The organism is Paenibacillus sp. UMB7766-LJ446, from assembly GCF_030226665.1.
Classification (GTDB): domain Bacteria; phylum Bacillota; class Bacilli; order Paenibacillales; family Paenibacillaceae; genus Paenibacillus; species Paenibacillus vandeheii.
Map to the genome: position 1 here is coordinate 344,439 of NZ_JASOYM010000005.1, position 15,934 is coordinate 360,372.

Annotated in this window: 9 protein-coding genes and 1 pseudogene; 7 read left to right on the plus strand and 3 right to left on the minus strand. The window is 48.7% G+C overall.

The genetic code is table 11. From position 1 onward, the window contains the following. Positions 1-97 precede the first annotated feature (97 nt). The 7 genes from QP794_RS15445 to QP794_RS15475 all read left to right on the plus strand — a co-directional run bounded on the left by QP794_RS15445 (position 98) and on the right by QP794_RS15475 (position 9,742). Complete coding sequence (locus QP794_RS15445) at positions 98-1,069, plus strand: ABC transporter permease (RefSeq protein WP_079351018.1); 972 nt, start codon at positions 98-100, stop codon at positions 1,067-1,069. Between the two features lie 16 nt (positions 1,070-1,085). After that, a complete protein-coding gene (locus QP794_RS15450) occupies positions 1,086-1,994 on the plus strand; it encodes a carbohydrate ABC transporter permease (protein ID WP_079351017.1) in 909 nt (302 codons plus the stop codon). 41 nt (positions 1,995-2,035) lie between these two features. Further along, positions 2,036-3,631 (plus strand): extracellular solute-binding protein, encoded by a 1,596-nt coding sequence (locus QP794_RS15455; protein ID WP_285077921.1) that lies wholly within the window; start codon positions 2,036-2,038, stop codon positions 3,629-3,631. 47 nt (positions 3,632-3,678) lie between these two features. Continuing rightward, on the plus strand, positions 3,679-4,965 hold the full coding sequence (locus QP794_RS15460; protein WP_285077922.1) for an alpha-L-fucosidase: 1,287 nt from the start codon (positions 3,679-3,681) through the stop codon (positions 4,963-4,965). A gap of 61 nt (positions 4,966-5,026) precedes the next feature. Beyond that, the gene (locus tag QP794_RS15465) at positions 5,027-6,049 is read left to right on the plus strand and encodes a carbohydrate-binding family 9-like protein (protein WP_285077923.1); all 1,023 of its coding nucleotides are present in this window, start codon (positions 5,027-5,029) and stop codon (positions 6,047-6,049) included. A gap of 7 nt (positions 6,050-6,056) precedes the next feature. After that, positions 6,057-8,690 carry a transglutaminase-like domain-containing protein gene (locus QP794_RS15470; protein WP_285077924.1) on the plus strand — a complete coding sequence of 878 codons (2,634 nt, stop codon included), beginning with the start codon at positions 6,057-6,059 and terminating at the stop codon, positions 8,688-8,690. A 5-nt stretch (positions 8,691-8,695) separates the two neighbouring features. Beyond that, a complete protein-coding gene (locus QP794_RS15475; RefSeq protein ID WP_285077925.1) occupies positions 8,696-9,742 on the plus strand; it encodes a glycoside hydrolase family 18 protein in 1,047 nt (348 codons plus the stop codon). Between the two features lie 154 nt (positions 9,743-9,896). On the opposite strand, the pseudogene QP794_RS15480 reads toward QP794_RS15475, so the two are convergent. The 3 genes and pseudogenes from QP794_RS15480 to QP794_RS15490 form a co-directional block, all read right to left on the minus strand. After that, positions 9,897-12,174, minus strand: a pseudogene (locus QP794_RS15480) (helix-turn-helix domain-containing protein). Between the two features lie 336 nt (positions 12,175-12,510). Further along, positions 12,511-14,022 carry a glycoside hydrolase family 43 protein gene (locus QP794_RS15485; protein WP_285078037.1) on the minus strand — a complete coding sequence of 504 codons (1,512 nt, stop codon included), beginning with the start codon at positions 14,020-14,022 and terminating at the stop codon, positions 12,511-12,513. Between the two features lie 12 nt (positions 14,023-14,034). After that, a complete protein-coding gene (locus tag QP794_RS15490) occupies positions 14,035-15,711 on the minus strand; it encodes an ABC transporter substrate-binding protein (RefSeq protein ID WP_285077926.1) in 1,677 nt (558 codons plus the stop codon). Positions 15,712-15,934: the final 223 nt, after the last annotated feature.

Consider the following 15,934-nt stretch of genomic DNA (forward strand, 5'->3'; position numbering starts at 1 on the left):
AATGTGGTCCGGGACTCATTCCTTACAATTGAACAGGAGTGTTTCGCTCTTCTTACAAAACGGACGGATTTTCATTTAGAAAAGGAGGAAACAACTGATGCAGCCAGAAGGGAAGTCCGCCTTGTCGCAAAACCTATCGGTGCACACGATTCCGAACCGCAAGAAAAATAAATTAGGGAGAAGGATGATTCGAAACTGGGAGTTGTATCTGTTTATCGCGCCGGCATTTCTATACTTTCTGATTTTCCATTACGGGCCGATGTACGGCATACAAATCGCATTCAAAAACTTTATCCCGACGCTTGGTGTCACGGGAAGCCCGTGGGTAGGGTTCGATCATTTCATCCGCTTCTTTAATTCGTATTATTTCTGGGATTTGTTATGGAATACCCTCAGCATCAGCTTGTATGAGCTGGCTATAGGTTTTCCGCTACCGATCATTCTGGCGTTAGCCTTCAATGAAGTAAAGGACTCCTTTTTCAAACGTACCGTGCAGACGGTCACGTATGCTCCACATTTTATTTCGGTCGTTGTAATGTCGGGTATGATCATCACCTTCTTGTCGCCTTCGTCAGGTATGATTGTCAATTTGGTGGAGGCTCTTGGATTCCAAGCCCCTCAATTCCTGACGGACCCTGCGTGGTTCAAGACGGTGTACGTGTTGTCGGGTGTCTGGCAGAGTGCAGGGTGGGGTACCATTATATACCTTGCAGCCCTCTCGGGAGTGGACCCGCAACTGCATGAAGCTGCCGTGGTGGATGGTGCGAGCCGGTTTAAACGGATTCTGCATATTAACATTCCAGCGATCATCCCTACGATCACCATTTTGTTAATTCTGAATATGGGCAGTATTCTGGGCGTCGGATTTGAAAAAATCTTACTGCTGCAAAATCCGTTGAATATGGGTTCATCGGATGTCATCTCGACATTTGTCTATCGGTCCGGTCTGGTCGATGCGCAGTACAGTTTCTCAACAGCTGTAGGATTGTTCAACTCGGTAGTTAATGCAATTCTGCTGATTACAGTGAACCAAATTGCACGTCGCACCAGTGAAAACAGCTTGTGGTAAAAGGAGGGGAAAACACATGTCATCCGCGGTTAAGGAAAGCAGAAGCGACAAATTGTTCTTATGGTGCAACTACATCTATCTGACGATAGCGCTCGTCATTGTGCTTTACCCGCTGTTATACATCATTAGCGCCTCAATCAGTGATCCCAAATTTGTAAGCTCCGGTGAGATGTGGCTGCTGCCCAAAGGCATTACCTTTGAAGGTTATGCCCGCGTGTTTGAGAACACCAATATCTGGATCGGGTACAAAAATACAATTATCTATACCGTCGTAGGTACACTCGTCAACCTGATGGTCACTCTTCCGGCAGCCTACGCACTTAGCCGTTCTGATTTTGTGGGACGCGGATTCTTCATGGCGATGTTTATGGTAACGATGTTTTTCAGCGGAGGGCTTGTCCCGAGCTACTTGCTGGTTAAGGATCTTGGTATGGTGAACAGTATGTGGGCGCTTATTCTCCCAGGAGCTGCATCCATCTGGAATATTATCGTATGCCGTACGTTCTTCCAATCGACTATTCCCAAGGAGCTGCAGGAAGCGGCGCATATCGACGGGTGTACCAACACCCGGTTGTTCATTCGCATTGTGCTTCCGCTCTCCATGCCGATCATTGCCGTGATGGCGCTCTTCTACGGCGTTGGACACTGGAACAGCTATTTCAGTGCGATGATCTATTTAAATGATTCCTCGAAGTATCCGCTGCAGCTCTTTCTGCGCCAAATCCTGGTACTTCAGGAGATGGCAGCACAGGGCGGGGGAGCTATCGATACCTCTTCCGCAACGGCGATGAATTCCAAAGCGGAAATTGCTGCGCTGGTGAAATATGCCGTCATTATTGTTTCAACTTTACCTGTCATTGCCATTTATCCATTTCTTCAGCGTTACTTCGTTCAGGGTGTTATGATCGGTTCCGTCAAGGGATGATCTTAAACCATAATCCACACTAAAAAAGGGGAGTTGTCGTCATGAAAAAGCTTCGCAAGGCTTCATCCATTGCACTCTGCCTCACCCTATCAGCAGCATTGCTTGCAGCTTGTGGTTCCAATGAAGATGGAGGTTCTGCGACTTCAAATGTCGAAGGGGTCAAGAAAGAAGGATTCCCGATTGTGGACAAACCGCTTACGTTAAAGGTCATGTCCCAGGATGCGGGCGTAGCAGACTGGAATACGATGCCAGTCCTGCAAGAGATGGAGAAATTGTCAGGCATCAAGCTGGAGTACCAGCTTTCGCCGATCGACAGCTTTGAAACAAAGAAGAACCTGGTATTCGCGAGCGGCGATTTACCGGATATGTTCTATGCTGCGGATCTCAAGCCGGCTGAGCAGGTTACTTATGGGACTCAAGGCATTCTGATTCCACTGGAAAAATACATTGATGAGGGCTATGCCCCGAATATTAAGAAGATTCTCGACGAAAACCCGGATGTCCGCAAATCCTTTACAACACCTGACGGACATATGTATGCACTGCCATTTATCGATACGGCTGCCGTGTGGTATAGAGGCCCGATGTGGTATAACGGTGAATTCCTCAAAGCACTTAATGTAGAGGAGCCTAAGACGACAGAGGAATTATATACGTACCTGAAGCGTGTTAAGGAAGAAGATCCTAACGGCAATGGACAACAAGATGAAATTCCGCTAACTTCTGTAAAACTGGATGATCTTCGTATGTACTTCTTCGGCTTCTGGGGCATGTACAACGAAGGAATCTACGCGGATAAGGATGGAAAAGTCCACTACCCTTACCAAGAAGAAGGCTACAAAGGTTATCTGACGTTCATGAACCGTCTGTGGAAGGAAGATTTGCTGGATCATGAGACCTTCTCGCAAACCGGCGATCAGAAAAAAGCAAAAGGTGAAAGTAACAAGCTGGCGCTGTTCAATGACTACCATCCGTACTTCACGCTTGGCGGCGAGCCTAGCACGAAACATCCACTGATGACACCAGTGAAGAGTGAGATTGCAGACTCACCTGTATACGGTAAGCATCCTGGTATATCGGCACGTGGTACCTTTGCGATTACTAGCAGCAATCCGTCCCCTGAGGCAACCATGCGCTGGATTGATTATTTGTACAGCTATGATGGGGCGACCCTGTTCAATCAAGGTCCTGAAGGCGTGCTGTGGAAATTCAAAGACAAGGAAAATCTCGTAAAAGAGTGGCTGCCTGTTCCTGGCGGCGGGGATCGTGAGGAATATCGCGGTAAAATCACGCCGAACTATGGCATTTTGACACCGGGTATTAATGATCCGGATATAGCGAAAGGTCTTCGCACTGAATTTGACGAATGGCTTGACCAGCAGAATCAAGAGAAGTTGGTGCCGATCGGCAAAGCACCATTCCCTAACGTTTATTTGACAAATGAAGAACAAAGCGAAGCGACCGCTCTGTTATCTGATCTGGATACGTACGTCAAGCAGATGGAAGCGAAGTTCGTAACTGGTCAGGAGCCGCTTGAGAACTGGGATAAGTATATTGCGCAAATCAAAAAAATGGGTAGCGACCGTATCGTTGAACTATATCAAGGAGCATACGACCGCTGGAACACAGGCCAATAAGAGTAATCACTCATATAGAAGGACTTCAGAAAGAGGTGTGAACAAGGATGCAGAAATGGTTTGAAGAGGCCAAGCTGGGAATATTCATCCACTATGGCATCTACGCTGTAGATGGGGTCTCGGAATCGTGGTCCTTCTATAATGGAAGAATTTCCTACGAAGAATATATGAAACAGCTGGACGGTTTTACGGCATCGAAGTTTAATGCGGAGAAGTGGGCGGATTTAATTGAGAAATCGGGAGCCCGATATGCCGTGCTGACAACGAAGCATCATGATGGCGTTGCTCTGTGGGATACGCAGTATAGTGACCTCAATGTCGTCAAGCAGACACCAGCGAACCGGGACCTCGTGAGGGAATATGCGGAAGCTATTCGGGAGAAGGGCATTCACCTGGGGATGTACTTCTCGCTGATTGATTGGTCGCACCCGGATTATCCTAGCGTGTATGAGGGTGGCAAGGTACCGGAGGATCTCAGCAGCGTCAATCGGCATTCAAGTCCTGTGGATGGTGTTCAGGATGAGGAGAAATGGCAGAAATTCCTTGAATTCAATAACCACCAGCTGCAGGAGATCTTGACGAATTACGGAAAGGTAGATCTGCTGTGGTTCGATGGCGACTGGGAACGGAGTGCCGAGCAGTGGAATCTCCCGGAGTTCAAGCATTACCTGCAATCTTTTAATCCGGATATCATCATCAACTCCCGCCTTCAAGGTTATGGGGACTATAAAACACCGGAGCAAGGTATTCCGATCACGAGACCGGAGGGACCATGGGAGTTCTGCACCACGATCAATACATCTTGGGGTTATGTGCCAACAGACGACAAATACAAATCGTTAAATCAGATCATTCGGATGTTCTGTGACTGTATTTCGATGGGTGGCAACATGCTGCTGGATATCGGTCCGCGCGAGGATGGCACCATCGATAAGAGACAGGAGGATATTCTGCTTGGGCTGGGAGCGTGGATTCGAACGCATGAAGAGGCTGTATTCGGAACGGGTGAAGGCATTATGCCCCGCTATTATCTGGGAGGCAGCACCGTATCCGAGGACAGAAAGACATTGTACCTGTTTGTATATGACGAGCCAAAAGAGAATGTGTGCATTAAGGGACTGTGCAATAAGATCAGAAAGATTACCGTACTGCACTCGGGCAAAGAACTTAAGCATGAGATCCATGGGGGCGTGCCTTGGTTCAATATCCCGGGCACAACATGGATCAAAATGACCCCGGAGGACACCCATGAGCAGGTGACGGTGCTTAAGCTCGAATTCGATGAGGAACTGGAAATGTACGGCGGCTCAGGAGCCGTTGTTACCCACAACTAACATTACGGGAGGGCATGCGCCGATAGATGCATGCCCTCTCTCATGAAGGGGAGAGAGCGATATGAACCAAAGTGGAGTACCTGAGCCAAGGATTGAGTATGCTCCCAAACATTATATATGCAAACGTGCGAAGGAACCGCTGGTGCTGGACGGCCGCGTCGATAAGGCGTTCTGGGATGCGGCTGATTGGACGGATGATTTTGTTGATATCGAAGGGGATCTTCGTCCGAAACCCGGGAAACAGACAAAGGTAAAAATGCTGTGGGATGATGACTGTTTCTACTTTGCTGCCGAGCTGATGGAAGATCAGATATGGGCTACGTTGACTGAGCGCGATTCCGTTATTTTCTACGATAATGATTTTGAGATTTTTATCGATCCTGATGGAGATTCCCACCAATATTATGAGTTCGAAATCAATGCGCTCAATACGGTATGGGATCTGTTATTGGTGAAGCCTTATCGGGATGGTGGACCGCCGGTCAACGGTTGGGATATCAGCGGTCTTAAGACGGCCGTACATATCGATGGGGAGCTGAACACACCTGGTGCCGATAACCGGAAATGGAGTGTGGAGGTCGCGATTCCTTGGACCAGCCTAAAGGAATGTGCCGAAGGCAACCGTCCGCCTGCGCCGGGTGAGTTCTGGCGTGTCAACTTCTCGCGCGTGGAATGGCAGACCGAGGTGCAGGATGGTGAGTACCGTAAGGTGCTAAATCCGGAGACAGGCAAGCCGTTTCCGGAGGACAACTGGGTCTGGTCGCCCATGGGCATTATCAACATGCATTATCCTGAGCTATGGGGCTATGTCGTATTTTCGGATGATGGAACGGATCATTCCTTTGAGTTGCCAGAAGACGAACGAATCAAGTGGGAGCTTCGCAAGCTCTATTATCGTGAACGTAATTATTATGAAACGCATGGTGAATTTACACAGGATGTGAAGCTACTAATGGGCGAGGAATCGTGGAGCTGTTCGCCTGTAATTGAAACGACTCGCAGCCTGTTCCAGATTACTGCGCCTTCCTCGGACGGCACAGCTGTAATCTGTATTCGGGAAGACGGAAAGCTGTGGAAGGAGTGAGAATGTAATGACCAGTCAAACCTTGGTATTTTCCCTGGATGCACAGTCATTGGAGCGGATCGAGCAGAAGTTCCAGGAGAAGGTACGTTTTGCAGAGGCCCGCAAAGATAAACTGTTTCATGTGTTTCAGCAGCCATTAACTGAAGAAGAGGCATGGGCCTTGAAATATGTGTATGCCTACATGCCGGTGAACGACCTGGCTGATTATGAAGGTGAACTGTTCCTCAGCCATGTGCGTCGGGCGCTGGACATTCGCAAACGTGTGCCTTGGGGCGAGCGTGTACCGGATCATCTGTTTCTGCATTTTGTGCTGCCCTATCGAATCAATACGGAGAATATTGAAGATTTTCGCGGCATTATATTTGATGAGTTGGCCGACCGGACAGCGAAGTTATCCATGGCGGATGCCATTCTGGAAACCAATTACTGGTGTCATGAGAAAGCGACATATATTGGCAGTGATCTGCGAACGATATCGCCGCTGACGATGATTCGGAATGCTCGCGGCCGTTGTGGTGAAGAGTCCACGCTGGCGGTAGCTGCTCTTCGCAGTATCGGCATACCTGCCCGTCAGGTGTATACGCCGCGCTGGGCTCACAGTGACAGCAATCATGCCTGGGTAGAAGCTTGGGCAGACGGCCAATGGTATTACATTGGGGCATGCGAGCCGGAAGCCGGATTGAATCAAGGGTGGTTCACTCCGCCAGCCCGCAGGGCCATGCTGATCAATACGAGGATTTTTGCCGATTATCCGGGACCAGAGGATATAACCCTTAACGAGAAGGGATTTACGGAGATTAATTTGCTTGAAAACTACGCACCGACGCGAACCATCCGCGTGAAGGTGAAAGATATGCAGGGAGAGCCTGTGCCTGGAGCGAGCCTCCGCTTCGAGCTGTATAACACGGCTGAATTTTATCCGATCGCCGAAATTAAGACCGATGTGCTAGGGGCGGCTGCCTTCAAGACAGGTTATGGTGATCTATTGATTCGTGCGGTTAGCGGAGACCAATGGAGTGAACTCCTATTCAAAGCTCAGGACAGCGATCAGGTTGAGCTAGTGTTGGACTCGTCAGAGCAGCCATCAGGCAGCGTGGATTTCGATATGGTTCCTCCTCCCGAAGGAGAGGGAGAAGCAGCAATTGCTTTACCGGAAGAGAAGATTCAGGAACATAGCCGCCGTCTGGAGGAAGGCACGAAGATTCGGAGTGGATATGAGGATACATTCCTGAATGAGGAAGCGGCGAATGCATTGGCTCATTCGGCTGGACTTCCTCGGGAACGGGTATGGGATATTCTCCAGAAGGCACGGGGCAACAGTCGTGAAATCGCAGCTTTCCTGGAGGAACGTTCCGAGAAATACGGTGAGTGGCCGCTCCGACTGCTGGAGTCGATGAATGAAAAAGATTTAATCGATACTTTTCGTCAGACGCTGGACGATCATCTTATAGGTGCGCTCTCGCAGCGAGGATCATGGGCAGATGATACGTTCATGGAGTACATCCTGTGCCCGCGGGTTTCCTATGAAATGGTGGTACCTTATCGATCCGTGTTCCAGAATGCCTACTCGGAGGAAGAGGCAGCGACATTCAGGAAGGAGCCTTCGGCGCTTGTCCGGCATCTGGAAAAGAGTTATACGTATAATGAGGACCTCCCTAACTTGAAAGGCAAGGGAAATCCGGTAGGCACTTTCAGCCTGATGAAGGGAGATCCGCAGTCGCTGGATATTCTGTTTGTCGCTGTGTGCCGCAGTTTGGGCATTCCGGCCCGATTGCATCCGAGCGAGCAGAAGCCTCAGTACTTAGGTGACAGAGGCTGGGAAAATGTGATGTTCAGTCACAACGCTTCTCGTAATCAGGAGGACAGAAGCTGGGGAATGCTGCAACTCCTTAGGGATGAAGAGGGGCCACAGGAAGCACCAGCAGCATCCTATGGCGAGAACTTCTCGTTTGCCCGTCTGGAAGATGGCGTGTACAAAACGTTGATATATCCTCATGGCAGCACGGATGTCTATAGCCAGCCATATGAGGTTGAACCGGGAGCTTATCGCTTGACGACGGGTATCCGTCTGAAAGATGGAGCGGTAAGAGTGCGCTTCATCTACTTTACCGTGCGTGCCGGAGACACTACGGAGGTGGTATTAACTTATCGCGAGACGGTGGTAGACATCCCCGTGTTGGGCAAACTGGCACCCGGCAATGTACTGACCCGTCTGGATGGTTCAGAGGTGGTACTGGAGGCTCTTCTGGGATCAGAGGGTGCCATTGCTGCCTGGATTGAACCCGAGCGGGAACCGACCAAGCATCTGATTCGTGAGCTGGGCGAACTGGCTGAGCCGCTGGATAAGCTGGGTCTACCCATCGTGCTGCTGATCGGAGATACGGAATGGAACGCCTCCTTTGACCCTGCTGCTTATCCGAAGCTGCCCGTACGTACGATTTTTGTAAGGGATTCAAGCTATGCGTCCTTATCCGGTTTCATTCCAAATCCTGCAGCTCACGAAGCTGGCTATCCACATCTGTTCGTGCTGGATAGCCAGGATCAAGTCCGTTATTCGGCTTCCGGGTACAAGATTGGTACCGGGAAGGAAGCCTTGCAGATTGCTGCGGCAATATCTCAATCATTGAATGGATCGGAGTGAAGAGGGTGCCAAACTATATTGCTGCAGGTTATGTCGTCGATTCAGTTCTTCCCGATATGAGGCATGAGGATCTGTTGAAGTTAACACATCTGAACGTAGCCTTCGGTCATGTCAAAAATGATGAAATTACTACCGAGCATTTGAAACACGGTGAGGTTATCCGGAACATAAAGCGCGATCATCCGAATCTAACGGTGCTGTTGTCCGTCGGGGGGTGGAGCGCTGGCGGTTTCTCTGAAGCCGCATCAACCCAAGCCGGAAGGGACAGCATGGCCGCATCGGCGGTTAGGGTACTGGAGGAATACCCTTTTGATGGAATCGATCTGGACTGGGAGTATCCTTGTTACGGTGAAGCCGGCATCGCCTCGAGTCCTGATGATAAACGGAATTTCACCTTGCTTCTCAAGACGATCCGGGAGGCAATGGATGCCAAAGGCTCCCGGGATGGCCGTCATTATCTGCTCACGATTGCGGCAGGGGCTGACCAATACTACGTAGACGGTACAGAAATGGCTGAGGTGCAGAAGTATTTGGACTTTGTGCAGTTGATGACCTATGATATGCGCGGCGGTTTTCAGGTTCTGACCGGACATCATACGAATCTGTATACGCCAACCGGAGATCTGTTCCGAATTAGTACAGATGCTTCCGTGAACCTTTTCATTCGCGCCGGCGTTCCGAAAGAGAAGATCGTGATCGGTGCTGCGTTCTACTCCCGGATCTGGACTGAAGTTCCTGACCGGAACCGTGGCCTACATCAAATGGCCGGCAGTACAGGCGGGTACGGTCCGGCTTTTGCCGAGCTGGATGCAAAGTACATCAACAAGAATGGTTACGTCCGTTACTGGGATGATGAAGCGTGTGCACCGTTTCTGTTTAACGGGTCCAGTCTAATATCTTATGATGATGAGGAATCAATTCAGTGCAAATGTGATTACGTAAAGGATCAAGGCCTGGCCGGAATCATGTTCTGGGAATATGGCTGTGATCCGACCCACCGTCTGCTCGGTGCAATGCATCAAGGGCTTCAAGGTATTTCGGCTGCAAAATAGAAGAAAACTCGGCGTACGAGATCGTTCGGAACACTCGAAAAGTAAACTTGAAAATACGAAAACCTCCCCTTAACGATACGGTAAAGGGGAGGTTTCTATTTATTCGGTGAATCGGTTATCCGGTGAATCCTTATATAGACGTCATTCGAAGCCTTTATCCGATACATTCCTCGTCATCATCATCCGGGGAATCGGCGGAGCCATTGGGGCGGTGCATTTTGCGGTATTGTCCGGGCGTGTAACCCGTCTCTTTCTTGAATTTGCGGATAAAGTTCGGTGTGTCCAGATAACCGACACGTGTGATGATATCTTTTAACGGATCAGTTGTATGCAGCAGCAGCCGGATGACCTCATCCATCCGTTTCTGCCAGATGTATTGGGTAAAGTTCATGCCGATCTTCTCTTTAAATGAACGGCTGAAATACGATGAAGAGATCGTGAATTTAGACGAGATCGTACCCAGGCTGAGATCATAATCCGAGTAATTGGCATCAATATAAGCAACGATTTCATCCATCAGCGAGCTTTCTTCCGTCTCGCTCTTCGCCTCGACATGGGCGCAGATTTCGGCGGCAAGGCCAGTCAGTTTTTTCTCCAAATCCTCCAGCGAGTCATAGGAAGTAATCCGTGGAAGTTGATTAACCACGTGATGAATGCCAAGCTCCGAGGCCGTTTTGAGCATCGTATTCAGAATGTCGAAGCAGATGCAGCGCAGCAGCGGTACAGATGGCATTTCAGATTTCAGGGTATTCAACGCGGTGGATACCATCTGAACCGCCACATCGTAGCTGCCCTGTTTCAAGCTCTGAACCAGCTTCAGCAGCACATCCTTAGGAACCCAGAAGGACGAATCCTGTGCACCGGAACCGGAAAGGGCGTTGAAGAAGGTACTGCTGCCTTGTCCGTGCAGCATGGATGCTTCGAGTGCGGTCGATGCCTCGATGTAGGATTGGTTCAGCTGCAATGGAGAACTGTAGCTGTTGCCGATACCAATCGCCGGAGCGACTCCGACGTGCTCTGTCACCATCGATTGCAGTGATCCAACAATAGACTCCATACGATTACTCCAGCTGGCATGATGGCCGATTTCGGCATCAAAACCGACAATGAGGGCTAATTGGTCTGGCTGTGGAAGCTCCACGCCGTAAGCATAAGCAGACAACTCCGGCAGTTCTATATCGTTTATCAGCTGCATGACTGTACGTTGTTCGGGGTTATCACCGATGGGAAAAGCGTGCATTTCCCAGCCCAAGGTCATGACAAAATAATGGGACCGATTAAAACGGATGCCGAGATTGTCCGTAAACTCGGAAGGGATTTCTCCGGTATGACCATGCTTCAGTAACATGAGCAGTATATGATTACGAGCGTAGGGCTCCTGAAGATCTACGCGCTGGCTGTAATCATGCAGCGTTTTCTTGATCCATTCCAGCTCGTTGCTGGATGTGGAAGGTTCAGGATTATTTTTCAACCGAATGAACTCCATCAAGTCTGAAATCGGATGGTATTGTCTTCGTGCCAGCATGATGGCAAGGAAAGTGCCCATCACCACAACGAAGGAGAAAACCAGAACAATAAAGGTACGAATATGGACAATACGGCTAAAAAATTGATTGCTTGGCATAGCCGTTACATAAGTCCAGCCAGCATCTGATTTGACGGATACAACCGAATGCGGTTCCTGGTTTAAGGAGAGACTGTGCGTTCCCGGCTCAAGTGCAAACAGAGCTTTGACTTCCTGATCGGTAATGGTTTCCCCTTTATAGTTGGCGGCCAGTACCTGCCCGTAATTATCGAAAATATAAGTCATCCCATGGTAGTCGCTGAGAATGGAATCAATCAATCCGGTCAGATTGGACTCATGAATCAGGTACATGACCGTGCCGTGGGCGGGCGTATTGTTAGGCGCAATCGGTACAAGGTAGGCCAGCATGGAATTGGGTATTTTGGTTCCTTGAACGACTTGCTCGGCTGGTCGTATCGTGGGAAACGGAACATTATTCAAATCCCGGATCATGTCCGTTTCGTTCCAGGTGTTAAATTTGTAGCGACCGGTGAATACATCCAGGTTCTCAGAGCCCTGGGACGAATAGATGCTATCATCTCCACGGAAGAACAGGAATAGCTCATCAATAATGGAACTGGTCGCTTTGTATTTGACCAAGGCACTAATCGATTCCCGGCTATAATAGGGATGGTGAGTCCAATATCGGGTTAGCTGCTCATCGTAGGCGATGCGAAATGCGATGTTCAATGACCGTTTTCGCTTGAGTCAGCTGATTGACATTGGTTTGTTCGATCTCTGAACGGAGCGTGTCCACAGCATTGTGATAAATAATAATAGTTAATATAACAAGAGGTATAAGGAAAATGGAGATATAGGATAGTGTGTACTTAAGCAGAAGCTTGGACTTGAAGTGATTCCATTTCATATCTGCAACCTCCCGTTTTTCTATAGTGCTGCAGCGATAGCGCTCTCATAAAAACAGTAAAGCTATTGCTATGATGTCGAGCTCTGGGTGTCCTACTAAAAATACTAGGAGAACTTCTCTAATAAATCAATGGACTTTTCTGAAATTTAAGAGGAGTTGTGCGGAAAGTTTCTTGGAAGAATCGATGTATATAACCATAGCAAAATCCCCTTCAAGTTAACTCTTTTCCTTATGTTACCACACAAGGCTTTTCAAAAGAGTATCGACTTGAAGGGGATAATTTTAATGGAGGATATTCAACGTTTTTACATTGAAATTCGAAGGTCGCACTATGATTTAATCCAACGGTTCATAATCAAACCAATCGAACTGGCTTGGCGCACCTTCTCCCGATGGACTATAGGCATACATGGCAAGGATGACCCCAGTGAAGCCACCCGCCACTTCAGTAGAGAGCAGATGTGTATCGCCAGAGCCAAGTACAGTGCCAATTGTTGAACCTTGCTGTATGGAGAACGTAAAAAGATCACGTTGGGCCTGGATTTGTAATATGACAGGGCCGGGTTCACAATCCTGAATCTCCTCTGTTCTTAATGAAGCAATCGTTCGCCGAAATATGATTTTTTTCTGGCCGTTAATTCGTTTTATGGCTAAATCATAATGGTATTTCTCATTCATGTAGACGGTCAATCCCGCTTCGTCGCCATCATGTATTGGCTCAAAGTTCAGTTTGGCAGCCACGTTGCATAAGAAATGGCTTAATCGACGACCTACAAAGGCGGGATTGCGACCGTCATTGAGAGTCACAGGATTCCCACGCAGAACAAGATGACCCGGGTATTCTGTGAGTGACCAACTTCCAGGAGCCGGATTTCGCAGGAAGATCCAGTCCAGGCCCAGTGTGGATACATCGAAATCATCCCGGATTGCTTTGCGGGGCCAATGAACCTCAGGCAGCTGCGGCCCGGCCATGACGGGCTCAATATGTCCGTCATGACCGATTATTGGCCATCCGTCACTCGTCCAGGTCACTGGTGCGAGAAATGTCTCACGACCCAAATGATGACGCATGGGGTAGGCTGCAGGACGAATTCCCAGGCATACCGCCCACCAGCTCCCATCCTGTGCTTGTACCAGATCCGCATGTCCAGTGGCGTGAATACTGCTTTTTATGCTTCGATTGGACAGGATGGGATTATGAGGACAGGGATCGAATGGTCCGTATGGATTCGTGCTTCGCGCAATGGTTTCCATATGCCCGTACTCGGTTCCCCCTTCGGCAATCATTAGATAATAGAAGTTATTGATTTTGTACAAGTGAGGGGCCTCAGGTGCAGCACCGCCGGTTCCACTCCAGATGAATTGGCTTTCTGTCAGCTTCTGACCTGTCGAGATGTCGATCTCACATTGATAGATTCCTTCGCCTTCATCACCATTACAAGCGGTTTGAAAGTATATCCGACCATCCTTATCAAAGAGTAGGGAGGGATCTATACCGTCTTGGGCAACAAAAATGGGATCGGACCAAGGTCCTTCAGCCGCTCTGCTTCGTACATAGAAGTTACCACCCCCGCTTACATTGGTCGTTGTCATATAAAACCAGCCATCATGATGGCGGAGAGTCGGCGCATATATGCCGCCGGAGCTGCCCGCATTGGCGAGTGGGAGCTGCTCGGCAGACGTGAGAACATGGCCGATCTGGCGCCAATTCACGAGATCTTTGCTGTGAAAAATCGGCACCCCCGGGAAATATTCAAATGTACTGGTTACGAGGTAATAATCGTCGTCTACCCGACAGATGCTGGGGTCAGGATAAAAGCCCGAAATCACGGGATTGGTGTAGTTCATCATGTTGTGCTCCTATTCGTTCCAGAGTTTAACCCGATCCTGGACGTATTTGGTGAATCCCTGTTCCATTTTTTCGACTCCTGCATCTATGAGCTTCTGCTGATAATCATTCCAGATCGCATCGAATTCTTCCGGTTTGGCCATCACGGCCTGTGGAATCTGCTTCCATGTAATATCCTTCACCTTGTTGGCTATAATGTTGATTTCATCATCACTTGGTACGGAGATGTTCCATACCGCTCCCCACGGTTTTACCGGGAAATCCTTCTCATTCGGAAACAGATCCATCCAGGTCGCTGCATCATAAGCTTTGAGGGTCTCTTTCTCAGCATCCGTGTAGTTCTCAATAATCTGTTCCGGGAAGTTCTTGGTATAATAATTGCCAGTGGAGTCTTTTACGCCATCCCCGTAATGCCCTCCGATATTGGTGTAGAGTCCAACGCCGGATTCTCTGGTAAAAGCGATATTGTCATTGATAATACGCTGCTGCACATCCGCAGGCACAACACGTTTACCGTCCTCAACGGTATATTGCTTGCCTTCCAGGCCCCAATAGTTGAGGATCTGACCTTCTTCAGAAGCGAGGAAATCCAGAAATTTAATGGCTCGGACCGGATCTTCTGCACTTTCCGTTATGCCTACTCCCCAGCCAGCCATGAAACCTGTGGACTGGTAGCGGTTATCCTTGTATTGGTCGGACAGCATGACAGAATAATGTCCATAAGTCTGATCATTTTTTCCTGAAGCCTTCAGTGCTTTCTCCCCATCGGAGTAGCCCCAGTCTGCATCGATCAGACCAATGACGCGACCAGAAGCGACTTTGGCCAGATATTGGTCGTTTTTCTGAACAAAAGATTCCTGATCAAGCAACCCGGTATTATACATATGGTTAAGCCACTGAAAATACTCTTTCTCACCTTCCGTACGGAAATGATAAGTTGCTTCATTTGTATTGGGATCAATGTAGTATTCTCCATCGCCCGATTTGCCCGTGGTCTCAGCTGCGGGGTTCGTCACGGTAATTTGGATGTGCCAATCATCCGCGTTCAATGTCATACCGATATTTTTGTTGCCATTCTCATCGGTAGGGTGCTTCTCCAGATAGGATCGAATGACATTTTCATAATCTTGGAGTGTATTGATCTGTGGATACCCGGCTTCCTTCACAGCACGATGCTGAAGCTCGAAACCTGCGCCTGCCACAAAGTTGACTCCATCTATGGCAGAGTAAGTAGGGATGACATAGATGGACGGGTCATCGTTACTGTAGCGCAAGCGTTTGATTTGATCACCGAACAGCTTCTTGATGTTTGGGGCATGCTGATCAATCAGATCGGTAAGGTCCAGCATGGCACCTGCATCTACCAACTTGTCCAAATCCCCTTTGGGACTGATCAGATCCGGGTAATCTCCACTTGCCGCGATCAGTGCCAGTCTCTGTGCAGGGTCCGACACTGCAAATTCCGCATCAAGTGTAATTCCTGTCTGTTTGGTTATCTCCTTACCCACATCATCCTGCATCTTATTCCAGTTTGCGTTGGAATCAGCTCCGAAGAAAGTCAACGTCATCGGTGAAGTATCACTGTCACTTCCTTCATTGCTTTCCAAACTGTCACTGCCACTACTGCATCCTGCCAGCAAGCTTAATGAGACTGTGAGGACCACAGAGTATTTTGCAATCTTTCTCATGGTATGAATCATATTAACCCCCTGTTGTTATTCATTATTTTCTTGAATGCGTTTACAATTATGAATTTTAAAAAAGTCCCTGCATCCGACAGATCAATCATATAATCGTGTTTTCACGATCCATAACACCCCTCGTTTCTGTGCTGAATTTGCATGGCTACATGAGGAATTATAGAGGTCTTATGATCGGCAAACCTTGATTTTTCGGTCCAGGAGTAGCATG

Excerpts from the sequence above, each read along its gene's own strand:
- QP794_RS15470 (WP_285077924.1), top strand. The coding sequence starts at position 6,057 with ATGACCAGTCAAACCTTGGTATTTTCCCTGGATGCACAGTCATTGGAG.
- QP794_RS15460 (WP_285077922.1), top strand. The coding sequence starts at position 3,679 with ATGCAGAAATGGTTTGAAGAGGCCAAGCTGGGAATATTCATCCACTAT.
- QP794_RS15465 (WP_285077923.1), top strand. The coding sequence starts at position 5,027 with ATGAACCAAAGTGGAGTACCTGAGCCAAGGATTGAGTATGCTCCCAAA.
- QP794_RS15485 (WP_285078037.1), bottom strand. The coding sequence starts at position 14,022 with ATGAACTACACCAATCCCGTGATTTCGGGCTTTTATCCTGACCCCAGC.
- QP794_RS15490 (WP_285077926.1), bottom strand. The coding sequence starts at position 15,711 with ATGAGAAAGATTGCAAAATACTCTGTGGTCCTCACAGTCTCATTAAGC.
- QP794_RS15450 (WP_079351017.1), top strand. The coding sequence starts at position 1,086 with ATGTCATCCGCGGTTAAGGAAAGCAGAAGCGACAAATTGTTCTTATGG.
- QP794_RS15445 (WP_079351018.1), top strand. The coding sequence starts at position 98 with ATGCAGCCAGAAGGGAAGTCCGCCTTGTCGCAAAACCTATCGGTGCAC.
- QP794_RS15455 (WP_285077921.1), top strand. The coding sequence starts at position 2,036 with ATGAAAAAGCTTCGCAAGGCTTCATCCATTGCACTCTGCCTCACCCTA.